The sequence below is a fragment of the Streptomyces sp. NPDC088707 genome, assembly GCF_044752725.1.
Lineage (GTDB): Bacteria > Actinomycetota > Actinomycetes > Streptomycetales > Streptomycetaceae > Streptomyces.
In genome coordinates, this window is record NZ_JBIVLV010000001.1 from 1,390,856 (window position 1) to 1,417,287 (window position 26,432).

22 protein-coding genes and 1 pseudogene are annotated in these 26,432 nt (G+C 73.3%); 8 read left to right on the plus strand and 15 right to left on the minus strand.

The window, feature by feature from the left end; all coding sequences use genetic code 11:
• Positions 1-49: 49 nt before the first annotated feature.
• From ACIP84_RS06190 to ACIP84_RS06210, 5 genes are read right to left on the minus strand one after another with little or no spacing between them, the layout of a single operon-like run.
• Positions 50-895, minus strand: a complete 846-nt coding sequence (locus tag ACIP84_RS06190) for a glycosyltransferase family 2 protein (protein ID WP_401795704.1) — start codon at positions 893-895, stop codon at positions 50-52.
• A 47-nt stretch (positions 896-942) separates the two neighbouring features.
• The gene (locus ACIP84_RS06195) at positions 943-1,722 is read right to left on the minus strand and encodes a CDP-alcohol phosphatidyltransferase family protein (protein ID WP_189832636.1); all 780 of its coding nucleotides are present in this window, start codon (positions 1,720-1,722) and stop codon (positions 943-945) included.
• The gene (locus ACIP84_RS06200) at positions 1,700-2,761 is read right to left on the minus strand and encodes an iron-containing alcohol dehydrogenase family protein (protein WP_355959007.1); all 1,062 of its coding nucleotides are present in this window, start codon (positions 2,759-2,761) and stop codon (positions 1,700-1,702) included. The genes ACIP84_RS06195 and ACIP84_RS06200 overlap by 23 nt, the downstream gene beginning before the upstream one ends.
• Complete coding sequence (locus tag ACIP84_RS06205; RefSeq protein WP_355959006.1) at positions 2,749-3,486, minus strand: phosphocholine cytidylyltransferase family protein; 738 nt, start codon at positions 3,484-3,486, stop codon at positions 2,749-2,751. Before ACIP84_RS06205 ends, ACIP84_RS06200 begins: the two co-directional genes overlap by 13 nt.
• Complete coding sequence (locus ACIP84_RS06210; RefSeq protein ID WP_401795707.1) at positions 3,483-5,282, minus strand: DUF5941 domain-containing protein; 1,800 nt, start codon at positions 5,280-5,282, stop codon at positions 3,483-3,485. The genes ACIP84_RS06205 and ACIP84_RS06210 overlap by 4 nt, the downstream gene beginning before the upstream one ends.
• Before the next feature lie 442 nt (positions 5,283-5,724).
• On the opposite strand from ACIP84_RS06210, the gene ACIP84_RS06215 reads away from it, so the two are divergent.
• The 3 genes and pseudogenes from ACIP84_RS06215 (at position 5,725) to idi (ending at position 8,895) form a co-directional block, all read left to right on the plus strand.
• Complete coding sequence (locus ACIP84_RS06215) at positions 5,725-6,666, plus strand: cation diffusion facilitator family transporter (protein ID WP_355959005.1); 942 nt, start codon at positions 5,725-5,727, stop codon at positions 6,664-6,666.
• A 197-nt stretch (positions 6,667-6,863) separates the two neighbouring features.
• Positions 6,864-8,113, plus strand: a pseudogene (locus ACIP84_RS06220) (GNAT family N-acetyltransferase).
• A 152-nt stretch (positions 8,114-8,265) separates the two neighbouring features.
• Positions 8,266-8,895, plus strand: a complete 630-nt coding sequence (idi, locus tag ACIP84_RS06225) for an isopentenyl-diphosphate Delta-isomerase (RefSeq protein ID WP_355959002.1) — start codon at positions 8,266-8,268, stop codon at positions 8,893-8,895.
• Here the strand turns inward: idi and ACIP84_RS06230 are convergent.
• Entirely contained in the window at positions 8,861-9,418 is a 558-nt protein-coding gene (locus tag ACIP84_RS06230; protein WP_374194199.1) for an ATP-binding protein, read from the minus strand. The two genes, idi and ACIP84_RS06230, sit on opposite strands and share 35 nt — an antisense overlap.
• 322 nt (positions 9,419-9,740) lie before the next feature.
• Here ACIP84_RS06230 and ACIP84_RS06235 point away from each other — a divergent pair, with 322 nt between their 5' ends.
• Positions 9,741-10,484, plus strand: coding sequence for an enoyl-CoA hydratase/isomerase family protein (locus ACIP84_RS06235; protein ID WP_401795084.1), 744 nt, complete (start codon positions 9,741-9,743; stop codon positions 10,482-10,484).
• 19 nt (positions 10,485-10,503) lie between these two features.
• Here the strand turns inward: ACIP84_RS06235 and ACIP84_RS06240 are convergent, their stop codons facing one another.
• Both ACIP84_RS06240 and ACIP84_RS06245 read right to left on the minus strand, forming a co-directional pair.
• Positions 10,504-11,148 (minus strand): DJ-1/PfpI family protein, encoded by a 645-nt coding sequence (locus ACIP84_RS06240; RefSeq protein ID WP_401795087.1) that lies wholly within the window; start codon positions 11,146-11,148, stop codon positions 10,504-10,506.
• A gap of 11 nt (positions 11,149-11,159) precedes the next feature.
• The gene (locus ACIP84_RS06245) at positions 11,160-12,131 is read right to left on the minus strand and encodes a GlxA family transcriptional regulator (protein ID WP_355958997.1); all 972 of its coding nucleotides are present in this window, start codon (positions 12,129-12,131) and stop codon (positions 11,160-11,162) included.
• 241 nt (positions 12,132-12,372) lie between these two features.
• On the opposite strand from ACIP84_RS06245, the gene ACIP84_RS06250 reads away from it, so the two are divergent.
• Both ACIP84_RS06250 and ACIP84_RS06255 read left to right on the plus strand, forming a co-directional pair.
• The gene (locus ACIP84_RS06250) at positions 12,373-13,242 is read left to right on the plus strand and encodes a hypothetical protein (protein WP_401795090.1); all 870 of its coding nucleotides are present in this window, start codon (positions 12,373-12,375) and stop codon (positions 13,240-13,242) included.
• 120 nt (positions 13,243-13,362) lie between these two features.
• Complete coding sequence (locus tag ACIP84_RS06255; RefSeq protein ID WP_401795093.1) at positions 13,363-15,837, plus strand: Tex family protein; 2,475 nt, start codon at positions 13,363-13,365, stop codon at positions 15,835-15,837.
• 112 nt (positions 15,838-15,949) lie between these two features.
• Here ACIP84_RS06255 and ACIP84_RS06260 read toward each other — a convergent pair whose 3' ends face one another.
• The 4 genes from ACIP84_RS06260 to ACIP84_RS06275 all read right to left on the minus strand — a co-directional run bounded on the left by ACIP84_RS06260 (position 15,950) and on the right by ACIP84_RS06275 (position 19,575).
• Entirely contained in the window at positions 15,950-16,351 is a 402-nt protein-coding gene (locus ACIP84_RS06260; RefSeq protein ID WP_030313656.1) for a hypothetical protein, read from the minus strand.
• The gene (locus tag ACIP84_RS06265) at positions 16,348-17,076 is read right to left on the minus strand and encodes a 2-phosphosulfolactate phosphatase (RefSeq protein ID WP_401795096.1); all 729 of its coding nucleotides are present in this window, start codon (positions 17,074-17,076) and stop codon (positions 16,348-16,350) included. The genes ACIP84_RS06260 and ACIP84_RS06265 overlap by 4 nt, the downstream gene beginning before the upstream one ends.
• Before the next feature lie 100 nt (positions 17,077-17,176).
• On the minus strand, positions 17,177-18,814 hold the full coding sequence (locus ACIP84_RS06270) for an ABC-F family ATP-binding cassette domain-containing protein (protein WP_401795099.1): 1,638 nt from the start codon (positions 18,812-18,814) through the stop codon (positions 17,177-17,179).
• An 89-nt stretch (positions 18,815-18,903) separates the two neighbouring features.
• Positions 18,904-19,575: a hypothetical protein gene (locus tag ACIP84_RS06275; RefSeq protein ID WP_401795102.1), complete on the minus strand. Its 672-nt coding sequence runs from the start codon at positions 19,573-19,575 to the stop codon at positions 18,904-18,906.
• An 82-nt stretch (positions 19,576-19,657) separates the two neighbouring features.
• On the opposite strand from ACIP84_RS06275, the gene ACIP84_RS06280 reads away from it, so the two are divergent.
• Positions 19,658-20,614: an FAD-dependent oxidoreductase gene (locus ACIP84_RS06280; protein WP_401795105.1), complete on the plus strand. Its 957-nt coding sequence runs from the start codon at positions 19,658-19,660 to the stop codon at positions 20,612-20,614.
• A gap of 83 nt (positions 20,615-20,697) precedes the next feature.
• On the opposite strand, the gene ACIP84_RS06285 is transcribed toward ACIP84_RS06280, so the two are convergent.
• The 3 genes from ACIP84_RS06285 to ACIP84_RS06295 all read right to left on the minus strand — a co-directional run bounded on the left by ACIP84_RS06285 (position 20,698) and on the right by ACIP84_RS06295 (position 24,513).
• Positions 20,698-21,000, minus strand: coding sequence for a hypothetical protein (locus tag ACIP84_RS06285; protein WP_355958986.1), 303 nt, complete (start codon positions 20,998-21,000; stop codon positions 20,698-20,700).
• A gap of 118 nt (positions 21,001-21,118) precedes the next feature.
• Positions 21,119-22,426: a M14 family metallocarboxypeptidase gene (locus ACIP84_RS06290; protein ID WP_401795109.1), complete on the minus strand. Its 1,308-nt coding sequence runs from the start codon at positions 22,424-22,426 to the stop codon at positions 21,119-21,121.
• Complete coding sequence (locus ACIP84_RS06295) at positions 22,423-24,513, minus strand: Xaa-Pro dipeptidyl-peptidase (protein WP_401795112.1); 2,091 nt, start codon at positions 24,511-24,513, stop codon at positions 22,423-22,425. Before ACIP84_RS06295 ends, ACIP84_RS06290 begins: the two co-directional genes overlap by 4 nt.
• Before the next feature lie 224 nt (positions 24,514-24,737).
• On the opposite strand from ACIP84_RS06295, the gene ACIP84_RS06300 reads away from it, so the two are divergent.
• Positions 24,738-26,306, plus strand: coding sequence for a M1 family metallopeptidase (locus tag ACIP84_RS06300; RefSeq protein ID WP_401795115.1), 1,569 nt, complete (start codon positions 24,738-24,740; stop codon positions 26,304-26,306).
• Positions 26,307-26,432 lie beyond the last annotated feature (126 nt).

Consider the following 26,432-nt stretch of genomic DNA (forward strand, 5'->3'; position numbering starts at 1 on the left):
AAGTCGAAACTTTCGTGTTCAAGATGCGCGGCACGTCGGTACCACGATGTCAGACGACCGGGGGGCGACCCAGCCGGGTCAGCCGCCACACCGTACGCCACCTCATGGGGCGGCGCGGTCCGCAGTGGGTCTGCCAGCCTGCGCGGAATCCGCCGAACCACGCCTTCAGTGCGGAGAGCGGGGGCCGACGGGCCAGGGTGAGCAGGAGCCAGACGCCGAGATACGCCGGCACCAGGGGCGCGGGCAGATTGCGGCGTGCCAGCCAGACTCGGTTGCGGGCCACGTTGAAGTGGTACGAGGCGTGCCGGGAGGGGGCTGTGGTGGGGTGCAACAGCACCATGTCCGCACGGTAGTCGATCATCCAGTCGGCGTCGAGCGCGCGCCAGGCGAGGTCGGTCTCCTCGTGCGCGTAGAAGAACTCGCCCGGCAGATCGCCGACTTCGGCGAAGACCTTGGTGCGGACGGCGTTGGCGCCGCCGAGGAAGGTGGTCACCCGTGAGGAGCGCATCGGGTCGGAGGCGCGGAGCCTCGGCACGTGCCGGCGCTGGGTGGCCCCGGTCTCCGGGTCGGCGATCCGGAAGGTGATGATGCCGAGGCGCGGATCGGCGGTGAAGGCCTGCCGGATCAGTTCGGCGGTGTCCGTGTGCGCGAGCCGCCCGTCGTCGTCCAGGAAGAGCAGGACGTCGACGTCGGTGCCGCCGGGCCCGAACGCCTCGATGCCGACGTTCCGGCCGGCGGGGATGCCGACGTTGTCCGGCAGGTCGACGGTCCGCACCCAGTCGGGCACCCCGGAGACCGGGGTGCCCTGCCCGACGACGACGACCTCGATCCGGTCGCCCTCCTGCGCGGCGACCGAGTCGATCAGCGCGCGCAGGTCGTCGGGGCGGTTGCCCATCGTGATGACGACGGCTCCCACCCTGAGCGGCGTGCTCACGGCCGGCCTCACTTCAGCCTGCTCGAAACCATGATCGACACGAGGTGCAGCACGGTCTGGAGCAGTGCGATGCCGGCGAGGACGGCGACCCCGAGACGGGTGAAGAAGAGGTCTCCCCTGACCTGGTCCGCGATGGCCAGGACCACGATCAGCAGCGAGGCCTCGATCCCGAGGACGAGCCGGTGGAACTTCAGCGCGCCGGCCGCCCGGCGGGCCAGCGCCATGCCGGAGGAGCGCGGCTCGGAGGCCGCCTCCTTGACCGGCGGCAGACCGCCCTGGTGCCGGGCGACCCCGACGAGGTCGGTCTCCGCCTTGATCAGGATGGCGCCGAGGGCGGCCAGGGTGCCGAGGAAGGCCCACAGCCAGTCGATCCGGCCCGAGCCCCACAGGTCGGCGGCGCGCAGGCCGAAGCCGACGAGCACCGCCGCGTCGCACAGGTAGGCGCCGACCCGGTCCAGGTACACGCCCGACAGCGAGAACTGCTTCTTCCAGCGGGCCACCTCACCGTCGACGCAGTCGAGCAGCAGGTAGAGCTGGACCATGAGCGCGCCGAGCAGCGCCCCGGGGATCCCGGGCACCAGCAGCGCCGGTGCCGCGAGGACGCCCGCGAGGGTCATCACGTACGTGAGCTGGTTCGGCGTGATCCTGGTGCCGACGAGCCGCCGGGTGATCCTGAGCGAGATCTCCCGCATGTACAGGCGGCCGCCCCAGTGCTCCCCGCTGCGCCGGTCCTTCACACCCGGGGGGTGGACGACCGGGCGGAGCTCAGCTACCGATGGCTTTGGCATAGTCGGCGTACGCGTCCCTGATCTGGTCGTCGGACAGGTCGAGGTGTTCGAGGATGGTGAAGCGGCCCGGCCGGGTCTGCGGGGCGAAGGACACCGCCTGGACGAACTCGTCCACGCTGAAGCCCATCTCCTCCGGCGTGACGGGAAGCCCGTGCCGGCGCAGCGTCTCGACCATCTGACCGGATCCGTCGTGGGCTCCGCGCAGGTGCATCGCGAAGGCCGCGCCGAGACCGCACTGCTCGCCGTGGCTGGCGGCGCGGGTCGGGAAGAGCAGGTCGAAGGCGTGGCTGATCTCGTGGCAGGCGCCCGAGGAGGGGCGGCTGTCCCCGCTGATCGACATGGCGATGCCGGACATCACGAGGCCCTCGGAGAGGGTGACGAGGAAGTCGTCGTCGCCGACGCCGCCGGGGTGGCGGAGCACGGCCTCTCCGGCGCTGCGGGCCATCGCGGCCGCGAGGCCGTCGACGGGCTCGCCGGTCACCTCGTGGGAGAGCTCCCAGTCGGCGATGGCGGAGAGGTTGGAGATCGCGTCACCGATGCCGGAGCGCACGAAGCGGACCGGCGCGTCCCTGATCACGTCCAGGTCGATGAGCAGGGCGATCGGGGTGGGCACACCGTAGGAACCCCGGCCGTTGTCGTTGTCCAGGGTCGAGATCGGGGAGCAGATCCCGTCGTGCGAGAGGTTGGTGGCGATCGCCACCAGCGGCAGCCCGACCCGGGCCGCCGCGTACTTCGTCACGTCGATGATCTTGCCGCCGCCGAGGGCGACCACGGCGTCGTACCGCTTGCCGCGCATGGCGTCGGCGAGCTTCACGGCCTCGTCGATGGTGCCGCCGGAGACCGGGTACCAGTCGGCGCCGGGCAGCTCGGGCGCGAAGTGGTCACGCAGCTTCAGGCCCGAGCCGCTGCTGATCGCGACGGCGATCTTGCCGTTGCTGGAGATCCGCTGGTCCGCGAGGAGCGCGGACAGGTCGTCCAGCGCTCCCCTGCGGATGTCGACGACGACCGGTGAGGGGATCAGTCGGGTCAGTACTGGCACGCGATCTCACGGCCCTTCGCGAGGTCGTCGTGGTTGTCGATCTCGACCCACTTGACGTCACCGATGGGCTCGACGTCGACGGTGAAGCCGCGGTTGACCAGCTCCTGGTAGCCGTCCTCGTAGTACAGGTCGGGGTCGCGCTCGAAGGTGGCCTTGAGGGCGTCGGCGAGCTCCTCGGCGGCCTCGGCCTCGATGAGGGTGACACCGATGTACTCGCCGGTGGCGGTGGCCGGGTCCATCAGCTTGGTGATGCGCTGGACGCCCTTGCCCTCGGCGGTGATGACCTTCATCTCCTCGTCGGCGAGGTTCTTCACCGTGTCGAGGGCGAGGATGATCTTCTTGCCGTCGCCGCGGGCGGCGAGCAGGGTCTTCTCGACGGAGACCGGGTGGACGGTGTCGCCGTTGGCGAGGATCACACCGCGCTTGAGGACCTCACGGGCGCACCACAGGGAGTAGGCGTTGTTCCACTCCTCGGCCTTGTCGTTGTCGACGAGGGTGAGCTTGAGGCCGTACTTCGCCTCAAGGGCCTCCTTGCGGTCGTAGACGGCCTCCTTGCGGTAGCCGACGACGATCGCGACCTCGGTGAGGCCGATCTCGGCGAAGTTCTTCAGCGTCCCGTCGAGAATCGTGGTCTCGCCGTCGACAGGCACGAGGGCCTTCGGAAGCGTGTCGGTGTAGGGGCGCAGACGCCGTCCGGCACCGGCTGCCAGTACGAGACCGATCATGCTGTTTCTCCTTCGTCATGTACGGCGGGTGCTCCGGAGGACACCCAGAAACGGATGGACTCCGCGAGCACCACAAGCGCGATGGTGACCGCCAGGGCGGTGAGCGCCAGGGTGAAGTCGTTGCCACGGCTCGCCAGCAGGGCGGCGAGGACGGTCACCAGCAACGTGCGGCCCTCGTGACCGCCGATCGTGCGCACCAGCCACGTGGGCGGCGCGCCGGTGCCGCCGCGGATGCGGTACACCGTGTCGTAGTGATGGTAGGCGACGGCGGCCACCAGCCCGTAGGCCGCGGGCAAGGCCCCGTTCACCTCGGAGCGGGCCGCGAGGATCAGGATCGTGCCGTACTCGGCGGCCCGGAAGAGCGGCGGGAGCAGCCAGTCGAGGGCGCCCTTGAGGGGGCGGGCGACGGCGGCGCCGGCGAACACCACGTAGAAGACGGCGGCGACGACGGTCTGCTCGGAGCCGAAGGGGCGGCTCAGGGCCGCGGACAGCATCGCGCCCGTGGCGATCACCGCGAGGACCAGCGGCGGCAGCATCAGGATGCCGGTGCGGCCGAGGACCCGGTTCACCAGCGCGGCGAGCGGCCCGGAGTCCGCGAGGTCCGCCAGGGCCCGCGCGGCCCGGTCGGTGCGCTTCGCCTTGCGGGTCAGGGAGCGCAGGACGCGCCCCGCCGTGGTGTAGCAGGCCCCGAAGGCGCAGCCGATGATCAGGGCCCAGAAGACGATGCGCGGGGTGGTGACGGCGGTGAGGACCGCGATCATGGCCCAGCGTTCACCGATCGGCAGGATGATCATCCGGCGGGCCCAGACGGTCCAGCCGAGGCTGTCGAGGCGGCTGGAGACGGCGAGGCTCGTCTTGGCCGTGGCGCCCGTGCTCTCGGCGTTGGCCTCGTTGAACGAGAAGTCCACGACGTGCCGGCAGGTCATGAGGATCATCGCGCCGAGCGCGAGCGCCCAGACGTCGTCGCCGTTGCGGGCCGCGCCGAGGGCGAGGCCGGCGTAGAAGGCGTACTCCTTGGCGCGGTCGAAGGTGGCGTCGAGCCAGGCACCCATCGTCGAGTACTTCAGCGCGTACCGGGCGAGCTGCCCGTCGGTGCAGTCGAGGACGAAGGAGACGAGGAGCAGGACGCCGGCGGCGATGTAGCCGCCGCGCTCGCCGGTCGCCGCGCAGCCGGCCGCGATCAGCGCGGTGAGCAGCGAGGCGGTGGTGACCTGGTTGGGGGTCAGACCGCGGCGCGCGCACCAGCGGGCGATGTACCGCGAGTACGGGCTGATGAAGAAGGTGGTGAAGAAGCCGTCCTGGGCCTTCACGGCGGAGCGCAGGCGTACGGCCTCGTCGTCGACGGCGTCCACGGCGGCGCGGGCCTCGTGGCGGGCCTCGGCGTCGGTGGGCACGGTGGCGACGAGGGTGCCTAGCTGGGGCCGGTGCACGGCGACGCCGTCGGCGTCGAGGGCGTCGGCGAGCGTCCCCGTGAGGTCGCCGACGTCGGTGCCGGGGGCCGCGGCGGTGCTCAGCGCGCGGGCGAGCGCGGGGCGGGCCCCGTTCTGCACGGTGAGCGCGCCGGGTGCGGCGGCCGCGGGGAACCGGGGGTCGGTGAGGGCGAGGCGCAGTGCGTGCACATGGCCGACGAACCGGGGGTCGACGAGCGCGACGCGCTCGCCCGCGGGGACCGCGGCGAGCACGGCCCCGGCCTCGTCCGGTCCTGCTGCGGTCCGGACGTCGAAGCCGAGCGACCGCAGATCTCCGTCGAGCGAGGATCCGGGTGCCGGCGGGCCGGTGAGGATGGCGGTCGACAGACGAACTCACTCCTTGGAGCTGACGGAGGGGCCGGCGGGACCCATGGCGGCCCCGGGCGCGGCGGTGCGGCCCGGCACGGGGCGGCGACACGTCGGCTGAGGCTATCGGATGAAACAGAGCATGAGTTCACCGAGGCTTCGCGGGCCGGACTCCCCCGGGCCCACCCGTTGTCCGCACGGGTGCGCGCGGCCCCGTGGAGATCATCATGGGCGCAATCGGCCGCCCGCCTCACGAGACGACGGCCGCGGCCTCCGGCGGTGACCCTGACCGGCGCCCCGGCGCGGGTCCCGGCGGCACCTTCCCGCCACTGGCGGTCCGGACTGCATCTCCGCAGGTCAGAGCATATGACAACGGTGTTCAGTACCGTGTTGCAGATACCCCCCACCCGTAGTTGACTTGCGATTCGGGGCACCTGCGAACACACGATCTGGAGGCCATGTCATGGGGGCTGGACACGACCACGGGCACAGTCACGGCGGCCCTGCGCCGACCGGTACGGCCGGGGCCGCGTACAAGAACCGGTTGCGCATCGCGCTCGGCATCACGCTCTCCGTGATGGTGATCGAAATCATCGGCGGCGTACTCTCCGACTCGCTCGCGCTGATCGCCGACGCGGCGCACATGGCGACCGACGCGGTCGGCCTCGCGATGGCGCTGCTGGCGATCCACTTCGCCAACCGGCCCCCCTCGGGGAACCGCACCTTCGGCTTCGCGCGGGCCGAGATCCTCGCGGCGCTCGCCAACTGTCTGCTGCTCCTCGGGGTCGGCGGCTATGTGCTGTACGAGGCGATCCAGCGGTTCCTCGAGCCGGCCGAGACCAAGGGCGGTCTGGCGATCGCGGTCGCGGCGGTCGGTCTGGTCGCCAACGTGATCTCGCTGTCGCTGCTCATGCGGGGCCAGAAGGACAGCCTCAACGTCCGGGGGGCGTACCTGGAGGTGCTCGCGGACGCGCTGGGCTCGGTCACCGTGATCGTCGCGGCCGGCATCATCCTGGTCACGGGCTGGCAGTACGCCGACCCGATCGCCTCGATCCTGATCGGCCTGATGATCGTCCCCCGTACGGTCAAGCTGCTGCGCGAGACGCTCGACGTCCTCCTGGAGGCCGCCCCCAAGGGCGTCGACATGATGGAGGTACGGGCCCACATCCTGGCCCTGCCGGGCGTCGAGGACGTCCACGACCTGCACGCCTGGACGATCACCTCGGGGATGCCGGTGCTCTCGGCGCACGTGGTCGTGGACCAGGACGCGCTCGACTCGGTCGGGCACGAGAAGATGCTGCACTCCCTCCAGGGGTGCCTGGGCTCGCACTTCGACGTGGAGCACTGCACCTTCCAGCTGGAGCCGGTGGGGCACGCGGAGCACGAGGCGAGACTCTGCCTGTGAGAACAGGGCCGCCTGCTAGCCTTTTCGTACCAACGTGTGGAGAGAGGAGCTGAGGTTGATGACCGTCGCGAGGGAGGCTGCCCCGAGCGGCAGCACCCGGTCCTTCCTCAGCCTCCGGGTCTCCGGCTGACCTGATCCCGGTTCCCACCGGTCCGTCACGTCGTCGGCCGGGGCCCTCTCACCAAGGGTTTCCCACGTTGTCCGACAACGCTTCGCACGACTCCTTCTTCGCCCTGCACCACGGTCTTCCGCGGCAGGGTCCCGGCTCCGACGCCACCACGCGCGCCGGCTCCTCGCGTTCTCCGGCCCGCTGCCCGAGCGTCCGCGCGTGCTCGACCTGGGCTGCGGCCCCGGCCGTTCCGCGCTGCTCCTGGCGGCCGAGGCGGGCGCCGAGGTGACCGCCGTCGATCTCCACGAACCGTTCCTCGCGGAACTGCGGCGGTCCGCCGCCGACCGCGGGCTCGACGGCTCGATCCACACCCACCGCGCCGACATGGGCGCGCTGCCGTTCCCGGACGGGTCCTTCGACCTGGTCTGGGCCGAGAGCTCGGCCTTCGTGCTCGGCTTCGACCGGGCGCTCGCCGAGTGGCGCAGGCTGCCGGCTCCCGGCGGCACCCTGGTGCTCACCGAGTGCGTCTGGACCACCGGGGCGCCCGGCTTGGCGGCCCGCGCCTTCTGGGAGCGGCACTACCCGCTCCGCACCGTCGCCGAGCTCTCGGCGGCGGCGGTCGCGGCCGGCTACCACGTCCTCGGGACCTTCCTCCAGCCCGAGGGCGACTGGGCCGAGTACTACGGTCCGCTCGCCGCACACGCCGACGCGGCGGACACCGCCGTGCCCGGTATGGCCGAGGCGGTGGCGGGGGCCCGCGCCGAGATCGCGCTGCGGCGCGAGCACGGCTCCGATTACGGGTACGCGGGATTCGTCCTGCGTCCCGCGGATCCGCGCTGGCGCACCCGGCCGGAGACCGCCGGGGAGGCCTCGGTGGTGCGGCCGCTCGTGGCGGCCGCCTTCGGCTCGGAGGCGGAGGCCGAGCTGGTCGACGCGCTCCGGCGGGACCCCGACGCCTGGCTCCCGGGCCTGTCGTACGTGGCCGAGGCCCCGGACGGCTCGATCGCGGCGCACGCCCTGATCACCCGCTGCCTGGTGGACGGCGCCCCCGCGGCGGCGCTCGCCCCGGTCGCGGTGGCGCCCGCGTACCAGCGGACGGGGGCCGGAAAGGCCGTCGTCCGGGCGGTGCTCGACGCGGCACGGCTGCGGGGTGAGCCGCTCGTGCTCGTCCTGGGGCACCCGGAGTACTACCCGAAGTTCGGGTTCGTACGGGCGTCCGAGTATGGAATCAAGCCAGGTTTCGAGGTTCCGGACGAGGCCATGATGGCGCTCGTCCTGGACGACTCCGTACCCGTTCCGCCCGGCACCATCGCGTATCCGGCGGCTTTCGGGGTCTAGTCGCCCCCTGTCGTCACTCCGCTCCCGCCGCGCCGGTTGTACTCCGGTGCGGTGGGAGCGGCCGCGTCCGGCCGCCGAAGTACGGACAAGCCGCTTTTGTACGGCAGACTGAGGTGGCCCCACCGGGGCGAGGACCGAAGCGAAGGATGGGTATGCCGACCACACCAGCCACCGCGGCTCAGATCTCGCCGGAGATGCCGGAGATCATGTCGAACGGTGTCCAGCCGTCCGAGGCCCCGGCGCCGATCATGCTCGAACTGGTCGACGAGGACGGGACGACCATCGGTACGGCGGAGAAGCTCGCCGCCCACCAGGCTCCCGGGCTGCTGCACCGCGCCTTCTCCGTCTTCCTGTTCGACGAGTCGGGCCGGATGCTGCTCCAGCGCCGGGCGCTCGGCAAGTACCACTCCCCCGGTGTCTGGTCGAACACCTGCTGCGGCCACCCGTACCCGGGCGAGGCGCCGTTCGCCGCCGCCGCCCGGCGGACCTTCGAGGAGCTCGGCGTCTCGCCCACGCTGCTCGCCGAGGCCGGCACCGTCCGCTACAACCACCCGGACCCGGCCTCCGGCCTGGTGGAGCAGGAGTTCAACCACCTCTTCGTCGGCCTGGTCCAGGCCGCGCCGCGGCCGGACCCGGAGGAGATCGAGGACACCGTCTTCGTCACCGCCGCCGAGCTGGCCGAGCGCCATGCCGCCGCGCCGTTCTCCGCCTGGTTCATGACGGTGCTCGACGCGGCGCGTCCGGCGGTCAGGGAATTGACGGGTCCGTCCGGGGGCTGGTGACGACCGGCTGGTGGATCGCCGCTCCCGGCCCCGGTGCCATCGGGGCCAGGGGCAGCGCCGCCCAGATGATCTTGCCGCCGCTCGCGGTGTGCTCGACGTCGCACGCACCGCCGGACTCCTGGGCGATCTCGCGGACCAGGAGCAGTCCGCGGCCACCCGTCTGCCCGTAGTCCGCCTCCAGGGCCTTGGGGCGGTACGGGTGGTTGTCCTCGACGGACACCCTGATCCACTCGGGGCCGATGGCCACCTCCACCGCTATCTCCGGGGACAGCAGCGCCGCGTGCCGCACGGCGTTGGTCACCAGCTCGGAGACGATCAGCAGCAGGCCGTCCATGATCTCCTCATGGACGGGGACTCCCTGGCGGACCAGCAGGTCGCGTACGGCGTGCCGGGCCTGCGGGACGGAGACGTCGACCGCGGCAGCGGTGAAGCGCCAGACTCCTTCGTAGGACGGTTGCCGGGCGGGGCCACCCCCGTGGTTCTCCACGGTACGGTTCCCACCCTCGTGCTCGATTCTCGCCACGGATCGAGTCTTGGCAATGCGCGCAGGCGTACCGGCCTACTGACCAGAAGTCGACACCTATCGGCCGCTTTCCGATCGGATGAGTATGCCGATGTCAGTTGTTCGACCGATCGGGCGCGGCTTCTGACTGCTCCGCGGGCACGCTGGACACGGGAGTCGGCGCCACCTTACCGACGGCCCGCCGCCCGCCCATACCGACGGCGATCCGACCGAGGCCGTCGAGGAGCAGCGCGAGCGAGGAGAAGACCCCGGCGCTGCGGTGCCTCCCCGGGACGGCCCCTTCCTGATCGTATGTTCGGGTACGGCGGATAGCATCCGGCCCATGGAGCCGCAGCTGAAGGACAGCGTCACGGACGGCGTCGCCACCGTCGTCATCGCCAACCCCGCCAAGCGCAACGCGATGAGCGCCGGCATGTGGCGGGCGCTGCCCGGCATACTGGAGCGGCTCGCCGCCGACCCCGCCGTCCGGGTCCTGGTCCTGACCGGTGCGGGCGACACCTTCTGCGCCGGGGCCGACATCTCGGCCCTGCGGGAGCCCGGCGACGAGCAGCAGACGCTCGCGGTACGGGCCGAGGAGGCGCTCGCCGCGTTCCCCCGGCCGACCCTGGCGGCCGTCCGGGGCTTCTGCGTCGGCGGCGGCAGCCAGCTCGCCGCCGCCTGCGACCTGCGCTTCGCCGAGGAGGGTGCCCGCTTCGGCGTCACCCCGTCGAAGCTCGGCATCGTCTACCCGTCCTCGTCGACCCGGCGGCTCGCCGCCCTGGTGGGTCCCTCGACCGCCAAGTACCTGCTGTTCTCCGGTGAGTTGATCGACGCCGAGCGGGCCCTGCGGACCGGGTTCGTGGACGAGCTGCACCCGGTGGGCGAGCTGGACAAGCGGGTCGCCGAGTTCGCCCGGGTGCTCGCCTCGCGCTCGCTGCTGACCCAGGCCGCGGCCAAGGAGTTCGCCGACGGGCGCCTGGACCGGGACGCCCACTGGGCGGAGCAGGCACGCAGCAGCGGCGACACCGCGGAGGGTGTCGCCGCCTTCCTGGAGCGCCGGGCGCCCCGCTTCACGTACGGGAGCTGAGGCCCGGGCGGGCCTTCGCTCAGCGCCCCTGGGGAAGCTCCTCCGGCTTCACGCCCCGCCACCGCGCGACGATCCCGGCCGGGGCCTTCTCCGGCGAGCCCGCGTCGTAGGGCGGCTGCGGGTCGTACTCGGTGAGCAGCTGGATCGTCTGGGCGGCCTCGTCCCCGGCGATCCGGCCGATCAGGTGCAGCGCCATGTCGATGCCCGAGGAGACCCCGGCGGCGGTGACGTACTTGCCGTCGAAGACGACCCGCTCGCCGGTGGGCTCGACGCCCAGCTCCCTGAGCTCCTCCAAGGCGAGCCAGTGGGTGGTGGCGCGGCGGCCGTCGAGGACGCCGGCGGCGGCCAGGATCAGGGAGCCGGTGCAGACCGAGGTCGTCCAGGTGCTGGTCTCGTCGGCGGTGCGGAGCCAGGCCTGGATCTCCGGGTCGTCCATGGCACCGCGCGAGTCGGGCCCGCCGGGGACGAGCACGATGTCGGGGCGCGGCACCTCGGCGAGGGTCTTGTCGGCGACGAGGGCGAGGCTGCCCTGGTCGTTGCGGACGGGGCCGCTCTCCTTGGCCACGAACACGGTCTCGGCTCCGGGGACGCGGGCGAGGAGCTCGTACGGGCCGACGGCGTCGAGCGTGGTGAAGCCCCGGTAGAGCAGGACGGCGATCTGCATGCTGCTGCCTTTCAGTTGACGGGTGAGTGGAAGCGGCGTCGGTAGTCGGCGGGCCCGGTGCCGAGGGCCTTGGTGAAGGCGCGGCGCATCGCCTCGGGGGTGCCGTAGCCCGCGGCGCGCGCGACCTCCTCGACGCCGCGGGAGGTCTCCTCCAGGAGGCGGCGGGCGTGTTCGAGCCGTACCCGGTCGACGTAGCGGCCGGGGGTCGTGCCCGTCTCGGCCTGGAAGGCGCGGGCGAAGTGGCGGGGCGAGAGCCGGGCACGGCCGGCGAGGGCCTCCACGGAGAGGTCGCCGGCCGGGTGCTCGGTGATCCACTGCTGGAGGTCGCGCAGCGGCTCCCGGCGGGCGGTCTGGGCGGCGAGCTGGACGCTGAACTGGGCCTGGTTGCCGGGGCGGCGCAGAAAGACGACCAGGTGCCGGGCCACCGTGAGGGCGACGTCCCGGCCGAGGTCCTCCTCGACGAGGGCGAGGGCCAGGTCGATGCCGGCGGTGACCCCGGCGGAGGTGGAGAGCCGTCCGTCCCTGACGAAGATGGGGTCCGGGTCCACCTCGACCTCGGGGTAGCAGCGGGCCAGGTGGTCGCAGGCCGCCCAGTGGGTGGTCGCCCGGTGCCCGTCGAGGAGGCCCGCCTCGGCGAGGAGCAGCGCCCCCGTGCAGACGGAGACCAGCCGTCCGGCGTCCGGTGCGTGGGTGCGGAGCCAGTCGATCAGGGCCGGATCGGGTTCCCGGGTGCCCTCGCCGCCGGGGACGACGAGGGTGTGCGGCGGGCCGTCGGCGACCGCCTCGGCGAGGGTGGTGTCGGGGAGCAGACGCAGTCCGCTGTGGGTGCGGACGGGGCCGCCGTCCAGGGAGGCGGTGCGGATCGCGTACATGTCCGGGTCGCCGGAGGCGCGGCCGGCACCGGCGAACACCTCGTAGGGGCCGGTGACGTCGAGGCTCTGCACGCCGTCGAAGAGGACGACGAGAACGGGTCGCTGCGTCATGCCCCCATCCTGGGAGGCGCCCGGGACGGCCGCAATGACGCCGATCCCACCTTTTCTGCCATGGCGGGCCGGGGAACGAGCCCGGCTACGGCACCCGGAACGGCCGGGAGCCACCCCGGGAACGGTCCCTGGAACGGCCCGGGAGCGGAACCCTGAAACGGTCCCTTGAACGGCCGCGGGGGCGGGCCTTCGGGCGGTCCCGACCGTTCCCGTCGTACCGACCAGTCGGTAACCTTCGGACATGACGACGACTGCTCTGCCGCCCCGCGCGGGACGCCGCTGCCACAACGCCCTCAACCCGCTGCACTCCACGCTCTACTTCTCACCCGACATGGACCGCGAGTTCGGCGCCCTCGGCTTCACCGACCAGACCGCGATGCGGCTCGCGTCGCGCAGCGCCGCCCTCGGCGCGGTGGGCCCCGGCACGGTCGCCGCGACCTTCTACAACTACCACCACGAGCTGCTCGCCCGGCACCTCCCGGCCGTCTGGGAGACCGCCTCCCCCGCCCAGGTCCTGGACGCGCGCCTGCGCACCGCCGACGCCACCCTGCGCCGGCTGCTCGGCGAGGAGGCGGTCGCCTCCGCGGAGATGGCCGAGGCGGCGGAACTCGCGCTGCGCGCCACCGAGGCCTGCACCCGGCACGCCCGGCCGCTCTACTCGGCCCACGCGGACCTGCCGGTGCCCGAGGAGCCCCACCTCGCCTACTGGTACGCCGCCACCCTGCTGCGCGAGCACCGGGGCGACGGGCACCTCGCCGCCCTGCTCTCCGCCGGGCTCGACCCCGTCGAGGCCCTGGTCTCCCACACCGCCACCGGCAAGGGCATGAGCCCGCGCTGGGTGCTCCGCTCCCGTGGCTGGCGGCGCGCCGACTGGGAGGCCGCGGCGGAGCGGCTGCGCGGACGCGGGCTGCTCGACGCCGAGGGCGAGCTGACCGGGGCGGGCAGGGCCCTCCGCGACGAGCTGGAGGAGCACACCGACCGGCTCGACACCGCGCCGTACGAGCACCTGGGCGCGGCCGGGGTGGAGCGGCTCACCGAGCTGGGGCGGGGCTTCCTGGTCACGGCCGCCGTCGCGGGCGCCTTCCCGGCGGATCTCGTCGGCAAGGAGTGACCGCGGGGCGCCCGCAGGCGCCCGGGACGCGCGCGGGACGGGTCGGTTACCGCGTACGGGTGACCGACCCGGCACAATGCACTCGCAAGCTTGAGGCACGAGAAGGCGAGTCGGGACACCGTGACGACGTCCATCGAAGCAAGGATCGCCGAGGAACTCGGCGTACGCGAGCGACAGGTGAAGGCAGCCGTCGAGCTGCTCGACGGCGGTTCCACCGTGCCGTTCATCGCCCGCTACCGCAAGGAAGCGACGGAGATGCTCGACGACGCGCAGCTCCGCACCCTGGAGGAGCGGCTGCGCTATCTGCGCGAGCTGGAGGACCGCCGGGCGGCGATCCTCGACTCGGTACGCGAGCAGGGCAAGCTGACGGAGGAGCTCGAGGCCCGCATCCGGGCGGCCGACACCAAGGCGCGCCTGGAGGACATCTACCTGCCCTTCAAGCCGAAGCGCCGGACGAAGGCCCAGATCGCCCGTGAGGCCGGTCTGGGGCCGCTGGCGGAGGGACTGCTGGCCGACCCGTCCGTGGAGCCGGCGGCGGCCGCCGCGGCCTTCGTGGACGCGGACAAGGGCGTCGCCGACGCCGCCGCGGCCCTGGAGGGCGCGCGGGCGATCCTCGCCGAGACGTTCTCCGAGGACGCCGACCTCATCGGCGAGCTGCGCGAGCGCATGTGGGGCCGCGGCCGGCTGGTCGCGAAGGTGCGCGAGGGGCAGGAGGAGGCGGGGGCGAAGTTCGCCGACTACTTCGACTTCACCGAGCCCTTCACGGCCCTGCCCTCGCACCGGGTGCTCGCCATGCTGCGCGGCGAGAAGGAGGACGTGCTCAGCCTCGACCTGGAGCCGGAGGAGCCCTCCGAGCTCCCCGGCCCCTCCTCGTACGAGGGGATCGTCGCGGGTCGCTTCGGCGTCGCCGACCGGGGGCGCCCCGGGGACAAGTGGCTCCAGGACACGGTCCGTTGGGCCTGGCGGACCCGCATCCTGGTGCACCTCGGGATCGACCTGCGGCTGCGGCTGAGGACGGCCGCGGAGGACGAGGCGGTCCGGGTCTTCGCGGCGAACCTGCGCGACCTGCTGCTCGCCGCACCGGCCGGCACCCGGGCGACGCTCGGCCTCGACCCCGGCTTCCGTACCGGCGTGAAGGTCGCCGTGGTCGACGCGACCGGCAAGGTCGTCGCCACCGACACGATCTACCCGCACGTGCCGGCCAACAAGTGGGACCAGGCGCTCGACAGGCTGGCACGGCTCGCGAAGGAGCACGCGGTCGAGCTGGTCGCGATCGGCAACGGCACGGCCTCCCGCGAGACCGACAAGCTGGCGGCCGAACTCCTCGCCAAGCACCCCGAGCTGAATCTGACGAAGGTCATGGTCTCGGAGGCGGGCGCCTCGGTCTACTCGGCCTCGGCGTTCGCCTCGCAGGAACTCCCGGACCTCGACGTGTCGTTGCGCGGCGCGGTCTCCATCGCCCGCCGCCTCCAGGACCCGCTCGCCGAGCTGGTGAAGATCGACCCGAAGTCCATCGGCGTCGGCCAGTACCAGCACGACCTGGCCGAGGTGAAGCTCTCCCGCTCGCTCGACGCGGTCGTCGAGGACTGTGTGAACGGTGTCGGCGTCGACGTCAACACCGCCTCGGCGCCGCTCCTTTCGCGGGTCTCGGGCATCAGCTCGGGCCTCGCGGAGAACATCGTCGCGCACCGGGACGCCAACGGCCCCTTCCGCTCCCGCCGGGCGCTCAAGGACGTGGCCCGGCTGGGCCCGAAGGCGTACGAGCAGTGCGCGGGCTTCCTGCGCATCCGGGGCGGCGACGACCCGCTCGACTCCTCCTCGGTGCACCCGGAGGCCTACCCGGTGGTACGCCGGATGGTGAAGGCGACGGGCGGCGAGGTCGCTGCGCTCATCGGCGACACCGGGAGGCTTCGCTCGCTGCGGGCCGACGACTTCGTGGACGAGACCTTCGGCCTGCCGACCGTGACGGACATCCTGCGCGAGCTGGAGAAGCCGGGCCGCGACCCGCGTCCGGCGTTCCGGACCGCGACGTTCGCGGAGGGCGTGGAGAAGATCGGCGACCTGGCGTCCGGGATGGTCCTGGAGGGCGTCGTCACCAATGTGGCCGCCTTCGGGGCGTTCGTGGACATCGGTGTGCACCAGGACGGTCTGGTGCACGTCTCCGCGATGTCGAAGACCTTCGTCAAGGACCCGCGCGACGTGGTGAAGCCCGGCGACGTGGTCAAGGTGAAGGTGCTCGACGTCGACATCCCGCGCAAGCGGATCTCGCTCACGCTGCGGCTCGACGACCAGTCCGGTGCGGAGGCCTCGGACGGGGCGCCCAAGCGCGAGCGCGGTGAGCGGGGCGAGCGCTCCGGCCGGCCGCCGCAGCAGCGGCAGGGCGGCGGCGGTGGCGGCGGCGGCCGCCGGGCCGAGCGCGGCGGTCAGGGTGACCGCGGCGGCCGGAACGCGCAGGGCGGCCAGGGCGGCCGCGGCGGGCAGTCCGAGCGGGGCGGCCGGGACCGGTCGTCCGCTCCCGCGCCCGCGAACAGCGCGATGGCCGACGCCCTCCGCAAGGCGGGTCTGCTGGGCGAGGGCGGCGGCAAGCGCCGCTGACGGGACGCGTCGTCGGAGGCCGTCCCCGTGCGTCCCGTCCGGGCCGCGGGGACGGCCTCCGACCGGCGGCAGCGGTACCGGGCCCGAGCCCGTCGTACGGCCCCCGCACCCGCTACGGCAGGAAGCGCAGGGCCCAGTCGGCGCGGTTGGCGACGGAGAGGTCGTCGTCCTCCGTCAGCGGCTGGAGGAGGTCCCGGGCCGCCTTCGGGTCGGCCTGGACCAGGTCGACGATCTCGGTGGCCAGACCGTCCTGGTCGTCACCGAGGTCGACGGCGGAGGCGCGGATCAGGGTCGGCAGGGCCTCGGGGCCGCCGATCGCCGCGACGACACCGCCGAGGAGTTCACGGGCGTAGGCGTTCCGCTCGGTGAGGGCGCGGTCCAGCTCCGCCTGGAGACGGGGCAGGAGCCCGGCGTCGCCCGAGGCGGCGATCTCGTCGGCGAGGTCGATCGTCTCGTCCACGTCGGCGTCGAGATCGTCCAGCATCTCGGTCAGCCGGGTCAGTAGGTCGGTCATGGTGCCTCCTGGAATGCGCCGTCCACGAGAACGGGGACGGTCGTCGAGCTGTCGGTCTCGGCGGCCACGGCCACGTCCTGCGGAAAGCCGTACTCGTACAGTTCACGACCCGAGTCACAGCCGTGCAAGGCGGCGACCGGGTCCTCGGTGGCCGCCCACAGCGTGGCCGCCGCGGTCGCCTCCGGGGTGAGGAGGTACGGGCCGGCGGCCCGCAGCCCGGCGAGGACGGCGCCCGCGCCGAGCAGGTCCTCGAGCGCCGGGCGCAGCGAACCGTCCGGCCACCGCTCGCCGGACGCGATGACCGCGACCGGGCGTCCGGCGGAGCCGTACCCCTGCCGGATGAGCCGGCGGACGACGGCCGAGTGGTTGCGCAGGGAGGCGGCGACGACGGTCGCGTCACCGGCCTCCGCGGCGATGGTGGAGCCGTTCGGCGAGGGCAGGACCAGGCGCGGCGGCGTCGGGGCGGCGCGCAGGGCCGCCGGGGAGAGCGACCACGGGTGCTCGGGGGTCGCCTCGCGGCGCCCGACGGCGAGGGTCGCGCCGACGCTCTCCGCGTACGCGGCGGCCGACGCGTCCCGCCACCGGTACGGGTGGACGGCCGCGCCGGCCTCGACGGCGACGCCCACGGCGGTGGTGAAGGACAGCACGTCGACGACGACCACACAGGCCGCCGAGGAGGCGAGGGCCCGTGCCTCGACGGGTCCCCAGCCGAACGAGACCGTCATCGCGGGTCCCGGCCCGCGCACGGGACCGCCGCCGCGGCCCGCCGGGGCGCGCACGCGGCCGGCGTCACGAGCCCCCGGCCCGCCGTGCGCGAGGCCGTCATCAGAGCTCGGTGACCTTGCCGTCGGCGACCTCGACGCGCCGCGTGGTGCGGACCGCGTCGAGCATCCGCCGGTCGTGGGTGACGAGCAGCAGCGTGCCGGTGTACGAGTCGAGCGCGGACTCCAGCTGCTCGATGGCCGGCAGGTCCAGGTGGTTCGTCGGCTCGTCGAGGACGAGCAGGTTCACCCCCCGGCCCTGGAGCAGGGCGAGCGCGGCGCGGGTCCGCTCGCCCGGGGAGAGCGTGGTGGCGGGCCGCATCACGTGGACGGCCTTGAGACCGAACTTGGCCAGCAGGGTACGGACCTCGGCGGGCTCCGTCTCCGGCACGGCCGCGCAGAACGCCTCCAGGAGCGTCTCCGTGCCGTGGAAGAGCTTGCGGGCCTGGTCGACCTCGCCGACGACGACGCCCGAGCCGAGGACCGCGTCCCCGGAGTCCAGCGGCAGCCGGCCGAGCAGGGCGGCGAGCAGGGTCGACTTCCCGGCGCCGTTGGCCCCGGTGACGGCGACCCGGTCGGCCCAGTCGATCTGCAGGGTGACGGGCCCGAAGGAGAAGTCGCCGCGGCGCACCTCGGCCTCGCGGAGGGTCGCGACGACCGAGCCGGAACGCGGAGCGGCCGCGATCTCCATGCGGAGCTCCCACTCCTTGCGGGGCTCGTCGACGACGTCGAGGCGCTCGATCATGCGCTGGGTCTGGCGGGCCTTCGCGGCCTGCTTCTCGCTGGCCTCGCTGCGCGCGTTGCGGCCGAGCTTGTCGCTGTCGGTGGACTTGCGGCGGGCGTTCTTGACGCCCTTGTCCATCCAGGACCGCTGCATGTGACCGCGCGCTTCGAGGGCCGCCTTCTTGCCCGCGTACTCCTCGAAGTCCTCGCGCGCGTGCCGCCTGGCCCTGTCCCGCTCCTCCAGGTAGGCCTCGTACCCGCCGCCGTACAGCGTGATCTGCTGCTGGGCGAGGTCGAGTTCGAGGACCTTGGTGACCGTGCGGGTGAGGAACTCGCGGTCGTGGCTGATGACGACCGTGCCGGCCCGCAGCCCCTTCACGAAGCCTTCGAGGCGCTCAAGCCCGTCGAGGTCCAGGTCGTTGGTGGGCTCGTCGAGCAGGAAGACGTCGTAGCGGGAGAGCAGCAGGGAGGCGAGGCCGGCGCGGGCGGCCTGGCCTCCGGAGAGGGAGGTCATCGGCTGGTCGAGGCCGACGGTGAGGCCGAGCGAGTCGGCGACCTCCTCGGCGCGCTCGTCCAGGTCGGCGCCGCCGAGGTTCAGCCAGCGCTCCAGGGTGGTCGCGTACGCGTCGTCGGCGCCGGGCGTGCCGTCGACGAGGCCCTGGGTGGCCTCGTCCATCGCCGTCTGCGCGGCGGCGACGCCGGTGCGCCGGGCGAGGAACTCCCGCACGGTCTCCCCCGCGCGCCGCTCCGGCTCCTGCGGGAGGTGGCCGACGGCGGCGGTGGGCGGGGAGAGCCGGAGCTCCCCCTCCTCCGGGGTGTCGAGCCCGGCGAGCAGCCGCAGCAGGGTCGACTTGCCGGCGCCGTTGACGCCGACGAGGCCGATGACGTCGCCGGGGGCGACGACGAGGTCGAGCCCGGCGAAGAGGGTGCGTTCGCCGTGGCCGGCGGCGAGGTCCTTGGCGACGAGGGTTGCAGTCATCAGGGTACGAATCCTAGGCGACCGGAGACCCGCCCCGGTCAGGGGCGGGGGGCGCTTGCCGGGCCGCGTGGTCGGGCCGCGGAGAACGGTCAGCCGCGCGCCTCGGTCAGGGGCTCGGCCCGGGGCTGCGTGCCGGGCACCGCGGGGGCCTTCGTGCCGGACTCCGTCACGGCCTCGGCCCGGGGCTGCGTGCGGGTCTCCGTCACCGGCTCGAACGGGGGCTGCGTGGGGACCTCCGCCACGGGCCCGATCGGGCTCTCGGTCCGGGGCTCCGCTCCCAGGCGTCGTAGGACGGTCCGGTAGGTCGCCCGGTGGAAGCGGTACGGGCCGACGCCGGGGTACCCCTCGCTGCCTGGGTCCGCGGTGGGGGCCGTCTGCCAGGCGAAGTCGCGCCAGACGACGTCCTCGCCGTCGTGCTCGACCACGGCGGTGACGGCTCCGCAGCCGAGGTCCGCGCAGTCGGGGCAGGAGTAGATCACCCGGCGGCCGCCCGCGAGGGGCGCGGCACCGGTGGCCGCGTCCGGGCCGAGGAGCCCGCGGACGTGCTCGACGCGGAGTGCGGGCGGAAGGTCGCCCGCCAGCGGCGAGACCGTGTCGACGCCCTCGGCCTCGTCGAGCCGGTGGAGCAGCGCCCGGCCGTCGACGACGAGGTCGACGTCCTCGGGGCGGGGGCGGGGTCGGGCGAAGGCCCCGGGGAGTGCACCACCGGCGTCCGGGAGGACGGCGGGGGCGAGGTCGAGAGTCGTGTACACGGCCGGCATGCCTCCAGCATTCCCCGCTCGGGGTCCTCGTTCCATGGCTGGTCCGTCCCGGAAATGTCCCGGTCCCGGTACGGTCCCCGGCATGGAGAGCGACGTGATCGTGGTGGGTGGCGGGGTCGTCGGACTGACGACCGCGGTGACGCTGGCGGAGCGCGGCCTTCGGGTGCGGGTCTGGTCGCGGGACGAGGTGACGACCACGACCTCGGCGGTGGCCGGAGCCCTGTGGTGGCCGTACCGGATCGAGCCCGAGGAGGCGGCCGGCGCCTGGGCGTCGGCCTCGTTGCGGGTGTACGGGGAGCTGGCCGCCGATCCGGAGCGCACGGGGGTGCGGTGGGTGTCCGGGGTCCACGCGGACACCGTCCTGGACGGGCTCGGCTCCTGGGCGCGGGGGGTGCCGGGGCTTCGGCAGCTGGCGCCCGAGGAGGTGCCGGGGCCGTACGACGTGGGCCTGGCGGCGCGGTTGCCGCTGATCGACATGCCGGTCCATCTGGCCTGGCTGCGGGGCCGGTTCGAGGCGGCGGGCGGGGTCTTCGAGCGGCGTACGGTGAGTGGCTTCGGCGAGGCGGCGGCCGCGGCGCCGGTGGTCGTCGACTGCGCGGGAACGGCGGCGCGGGAACTCGTACCGGATCCCGGACTGCGACCCGTGCGGGGCCAGTTGGTCCTGGTCGAGAACCCGGGGATCGAGGAGTGGTTCACCTCGGCGGACGCGGGGTCCAGTCGGACGACGTACTTCTTCCCGCAGCCGGGGCGGTTGGTCCTGGGCGGGACGGCGGAGGAGGACGACGAGCGGACGGAGCCCGATCCGGCGACGGCGGCGGCGATCGTGGCGCGGTGCGCGCGGGTGCGGCCGGAGATCGCGGAGGCGCGGGTGCTCGGCCACCGGGTGGGCCTTCGGCCGGCGCGGGTGGGCGGGGTCCGGATCGAGGCGGTGCCGCTGCCGGGCGGCGGGCGCCTGGTGCACCACTACGGGCACGGGGGCGCGGGCGTGACGGTGGCCTGGGGCTGTGCGGAGCGGGCGGCGGATCTCGTGGAGGCATGAGAACGCCCGCGGGGCGGGCGGGGCCCTTTCGGACCGCACCCGCCCCGCGTTTGCTCACCGGATCGCTTTCCCGGCGCGTGCTCCTACTTCCAGAGCGGCGGCCTGTTGTTGTTCTCCGCGTCCTCGCACTGGCGGGCGCGCGTCTCCAGGGCGTTGGCGTTGGCCTGGGCCTTGCGGGCCTCGGCGTGGGCACCGAGGCCCCGGAGCTGCGCGGCGCGGTTGCGCTCCTTCTGGGCGTCGTGCCGCAGCTGGCTGATGTTGCAGGTCATCTTGGCTGCGGCCGCGGGCTCGGCGGTCACCGTCTGGCCGAGCAGCACGCCGCCGGCGAGCAGCGTCGTGGCGAGCATCGTCGTGAGGGCACGACGTGCGGTCGTGGTGGTGCGCATGGTGTTCTCCAACTTCCAGGCCGTGGGGACCTGTTCGAGGCATGGTCAGTACCAGTGAGTAACTTTACCTCGGCAAACGATGGATTCACGCCACCCCGGCCCGTGCGGTACGTGATCGTCAACACCTCTCCACAGGACTCCCACTGACGAGGCGATAGGTGGCCCGCCCGTCCAGGAGGAGCGGCACGAGCGAGCGCCGCGACTGGGCGAGCGGGACGAACACGCCCGCGCCCTCCGGTCGCACGGCGACGCCGTGCAGGGCGAGTTCGTCGCCCACCTCCGCGTACTGCGCGGCGGACAGCCGGTAGCCGCAGGGCGGGTCCGCGAGGACCTCCGACGGCTCCGGCGGGTCGTTGTCGGCGCCGCCGAGGAAGACCGGGCCCCGGTCGGCGTATCCGGCGCGCCGGGCGGCGGAGGTGACCGCCGTGAGCGGCCCGCGCCGCTCGTCGAGATAGGCGAAGGCCCCTTCCAGGGCGGCGTGCTGGGTGGCGACGCGGCGCCGGTGGTTGCGCGCCGGGTCGTTCTGCTCGGCCTCGTCGAGGGCGTCCACCCGGGTCTCCACGAGCAGGCCCACGGAGTGCTTGATCCCGGCGGTGTTCCGCAGGATCCGCTCCTGGCCGTCGCCCGCGACCTGCTTGAGCGGCTTTCCGGTGAGGGGGTCGGTCCAGATGCCGTAGATGCCGCTGCTGTACCGGGCGAGTCCTGCCGCGGGTCGCACGTACTCCTCGGAGAGGGTCCGGGACTCGTCGTGGACGTGCGGGTCGGCGTCGAGGCTGCGCGGCCACAGGGCGAGCAGGTCCTTGTCGTAGTACCGGGGAGTGGCACCGTACTCGTGCAGGTCGTAGACGAGTTCGGGACGCCGGTCGCGGATGACGGCGGCGACCGCGCGCGCCTCGGCGGTGCGCAGGGCAAGGTGGTCGCGGTTGACGTCGACGCCGTCGGCGTTGCCCCGGGTGTCCGCCTCCCGGCCGTCGGGGTTGGCGGTGGGCACGACGAAGAGGGTCGTGCGGGCGAGGAAGCGCAGGGTCTCCCGGTCCTGGGCGTGGGCGAGGTCGCGCACCGTGCTCAGACAGGCCTCCCGGCCCGCGGGCTCGTCACCGTGCTGGCTGCAGACGAGCAGCACCGTCGTGCGGCCCGTACCGAGGGTGGCGAGCCGGAGCGGGCGGCCCTGGGCGGTGGTGCCGATGACCCGCAGCGACATCCGTGCGCCGGCCCGGTCGACGGCCGCGAGGAAGTCCCGCTCCTCGGCCTCGGTGGTCCATCGGGCGCCCCCGCTCGTCTCGAAGCCGGTGCGCGGCAGCGGCTTCGCGGGCGCACTGTCCGCCGCCTTCGCCGGGACGGTGACGAGGGGCAGGGCCAGGGCGGCGGCGCCCGCCACGAGGGCGAGGGCGCGCCGGGAACTCCGGCGTCCGCCAGGGGGGTTCATCGGGCGGCTCCGAATCCCGGCAGGCGCGGGCCGGCGACGGCGGCCGGCGGCGTGGCGCCGCTCGGCGAGGGGGCGACGGGGGTGAGCGAGGGCACGGCCTGGTAGGGGCCCGAGGTGGCCCGGCCGAAGGCCGCGGCGCCGCCGACGAGCGGCAGCTTGGCCCAGGTGCGGGCGAGGTCGAGAGTCAGGGTCGGCGTGGTCGACGGCGGGTCGAGCAGGTCCTTGTCGGTGCCGGCGACGATCAGGGCGAGACGGTGTCCGGCCGGGACGACGTGGTCGGCGGCGGCGAGGTCCAGGGTCATCGTGTACGCCCTGCCGGGGGTCAGCGGGCGTTCCCTGCGCGGGTCGGCCCAGGTGCCGAGATCGGCCCAGCCCCGGCTGACGACCGTGTACCCGACGTCCGTCGTCTTCGCCGCGGTCTCCTTGAAGCAGGCACTGTCGCCGGGGGTGCTCGCGCCCCAGCAGGTGCGGTCGGTGAGGGTGGTGATGCCCTCGCCCGCGGCACCGTAGTCGCGGATCGTGTCCGGTCCGAGGTCCACGAGGACGGCGGAGAGGTGCGCGGTGGCGGTGGTCGGGGTGGCGGTGACCGTCACCCTCGAGGAGCCGGAGATCCGCAGGTCGCGGGAGAGGGGGCGGGTGACGAAACCGGCCTTCTCGGGGGTCGCGGCGTCGATCCGGGCCGCCCAGTCGAGTTCGCCGAGACCGCGGTCGTCGGTGAAGGTCGCGGTGGAGCCGGGGGCCGGGGCCTTCCGGCCGAGGACGCCGGGGCCGGGAACGCTGCCGGGGGCGGCGCGCAGGGTGGCGGCGGCGGTGCCGCGCGGCGGCCACTGGCGGTCGGTGGTCCAGCGGTCCGGGGCGCGCTCGATGTCGGCGACCGGCTCACGGTCGATGCCGTTCTCGTAGCCGAGGAGGTGGTGGTCGAACCAGCGGTGCAGGGTGCGGACCCAGTCGGCGCGCCGGAAGTCGAAGGGGTCGACGTGGCCGGTCTGGGAGAGCCAGATCTTCCGCTCGACCCCCTGGGCGCCGAGGGCGTCCCACCACCGGCCGAACTGGTTGGCGCGCACGTTGAGGTCCTGCTGCCCGTGCACCACGAAGACGCTGGCCTTGACCTTGGCCGCGTTCCGTACGTGGTCGCGCTCGGTCCAGGCGGCCGTGCGGTCGCCGCTGTACGGGGTGCCGGCGGTGATGCGGTCCTGGACGGCGCCGCAGCGGGTCTGCGCCTCGGGGCTGTTGACGTAATCGGAGAGCCAGCTCGGGTTGGCGTCGTAGAGCGGGGCTCCCTGGGAATGGAAGTAGTCGTACCAGGAGGAGATGGCGCCGATGGGGACGATCGTTTTCAGCCCTTCGACGCCGGTGGCGGCCACGCCGTTGGCGATGGTGCCGTCCCAGCTCTTGCCGATCATGCCGACGTTCCCGGTGCTCCAGGCGGTGGCGCGGGACCGGGTGTCCCCCGTGCGGGAGGTGTAGCCGCGGGCGCGGCCGTTCAGCCAGTCGACGACGGCCTTGGCCGACTGGACGTCGGAGCGGCCGCCGACGTCGTCGCAGCCGTCGGAGCGGTTGGTGCCCGCGAGGTCGACGGCGACGAAGGCGTAGCCGCGCGGGACGAAGAAGTTGTCGTAGAACAGCGGGAACTGCACGGGGTTCCCGTCGGCGTCGTAGGTCTTCTTCTGGCTCTCGTTGCCGCGTCCGCAGCAGGCGTAGTACGGGCTGGCGTCCATGATGACCGGGACCTTCCGGCCGGCCGCGGCGGTCTCACGGGGACGGACGATGTCGACGGCGACCCGGTCGGCACGCCCGTCGCCGTCGCCGTCGAGTCCGGTGTCCACCCAGACCGACTCGCGGAGGGCGTCGGCGTACGAGTGGACGGGCCGGGACTCGCGTACCGCCGGCGCGAGGGACGCGGGCCGCGCCGCGGACCCGGTGGGCGCCGAAGATCCAGTGGTCGCCGCCGACCCGGTGGTCGCCGCGGGCTCCGGCCGGGCTCCGGCCGGCGTGACCAGGGTCGCGAGCAGGGCGGCCGTGGCCGCGGCCACGAGGGTTCCGTACGGCGGTCTGGCTCCGCGGGTTCTCCGCGTTCGCATCGGCATGGGCGGGAACGTACCCCGGTCAACTCCCGTGCAAAAGAGTGCCGGAGGCGATCAGGGGGGATTCCGGTTGATTCAGGAGCCGGATGGGTTCATGTCGGCCGAATGGCGATCGTGTGACAGGGGGTCCTCTGGACGTGACGGTGCGTCGGGGCACTGAATAGTGTCCGGACTAAGGACCGACGACCACCCGCGCGTCTTACTTTCTTATGACTTGGGGAGCACCTGTGCACCGCAGAATCATCGTTCCGAGCGCCCTCGCGGCCTCCCTGCTGCTGGCGATCCCGGCATCGGCGGCCGACTTCACCCCTGGGGCCCCGGGCATCGGCGACTCCTACTACCCCACCAGTGGCAACGGCGGCTACGACGTCTCCCACTACGACCTGCGCCTGACCTACCAGCCCGCCACGGACCTGCTGGAGGGCACGGCGACGATCGTCGCCACCACCAAGCAGAACCTCTCCCGGTTCAACCTCGACCTCGGTCTGAAGGTCAGCGAGGTCCGGGTCAACGGCCGCGTGGCGAAGTTCGCGACCTCCGGCTCCCACGAGCTGGAGGTCACCCCGGCCACCCCGCTGGAGAAGAACAAGGCCCTCTCGATCGTCGTCCGCTACGCGGGCAAGCCCTCCGAGGTGAAGATCGACGGCTGGACGGCCTGGGCCCGCACCCCCGACGGCGGTGTCGCGGCGCAGGAGCCGGACTCGGCCGCCTGGTGGTTCCCGTCCAACGACCACCCGCTGGACAAGGCCACCTTCGACGTCTCGGTCTCGGTGCCGGACGGCACCCAGGCCATCAGCAACGGCGTGCTGCAGTCGCAGTCCTCCCGCCTCGGCTGGACCCGCTTCAACTGGCGCTCCAACAAGCCGCAGGCGACCTATCTGGCCACACTCGCCGTCGGCAAGTTCGACATCACGACGGACAGGACGGCGAACGGGCTGCCGGTCCTCAACGCGTACAGCAAGGACCTCGGCGACAACGACGGCGCCGCGCGCGCCTCGATCGAGCGCACGACCGAGGTCGCGGAGTGGCTGGAGGGGGTCTTCGGACCGTACCCCTTCAACGCCCTCGGCGGGTACGTGCCGAACGTGACGAGCGGTTTCGCCCTGGAGACGCAGACCCGTCCGTTCTACAGCCCGCGGCAGTTCGCCAACGGCGCGAACGTGTCCGTGGTCGTCCACGAGCTGGCGCACCAGTGGTACGGCGACAGCGTGTCCGTCCGCGACTGGAAGGACATCTGGGTCAACGAGGGCTTCGCCCGCTACAGCCAGTGGCTGTGGTCGGAGAAGGAGGGCGAGGGAACGGCCCAGGAGCTGGCGGACTACGTGTACGCCACCCGGACGGCCGAGGACCCGTTCTGGACGGTGAAGCCCGGTGACCCGGGCGCGGAGAACCAGTTCCACATCGCCGTCTACGACCGGGGCGCGCTGGCGCTCCAGGCGCTGCGCAACGAGATCGGCGACGAGGACTTCTTCGCGATCCTGAAGGGCTGGCCGCAGCGGTTCGCCTACGGCAACGCGCGGGTCGCCGACTTCGTGCGGTACGCGGAGAAGGTCTCCGGCAAGCCGCTGGCCGAGCTGTTCGACACCTGGCTGTACGAGCCGTCGAAGCCGGCCGCCTCGACCGCGGCGGCGGCCGGCATGTCCGCGCCGGCCGCGGCGCCCGCCGCCGGCCCGTCGTCCTCCGCGCGTGCGGCGGCGCCGAGGGCCGCGCAGCCGAAGCCGGTCCAGCCGAAGTCCTGGAAGAAGATCGCGGCGACGAACACGGTCCACGAGTCGGAGCACCACGGCGGCCACTGAGCGGCGCGGTGACCGGTGACCGGTGACCGCGGCGGCGGCGGCGGGCACCGGCCACCCGGCCCGCACGGTCACGCCGGCCGCACGGTCACCCGCGGCCGTACGGCCCTTCCTCCCCTACCGGCACCG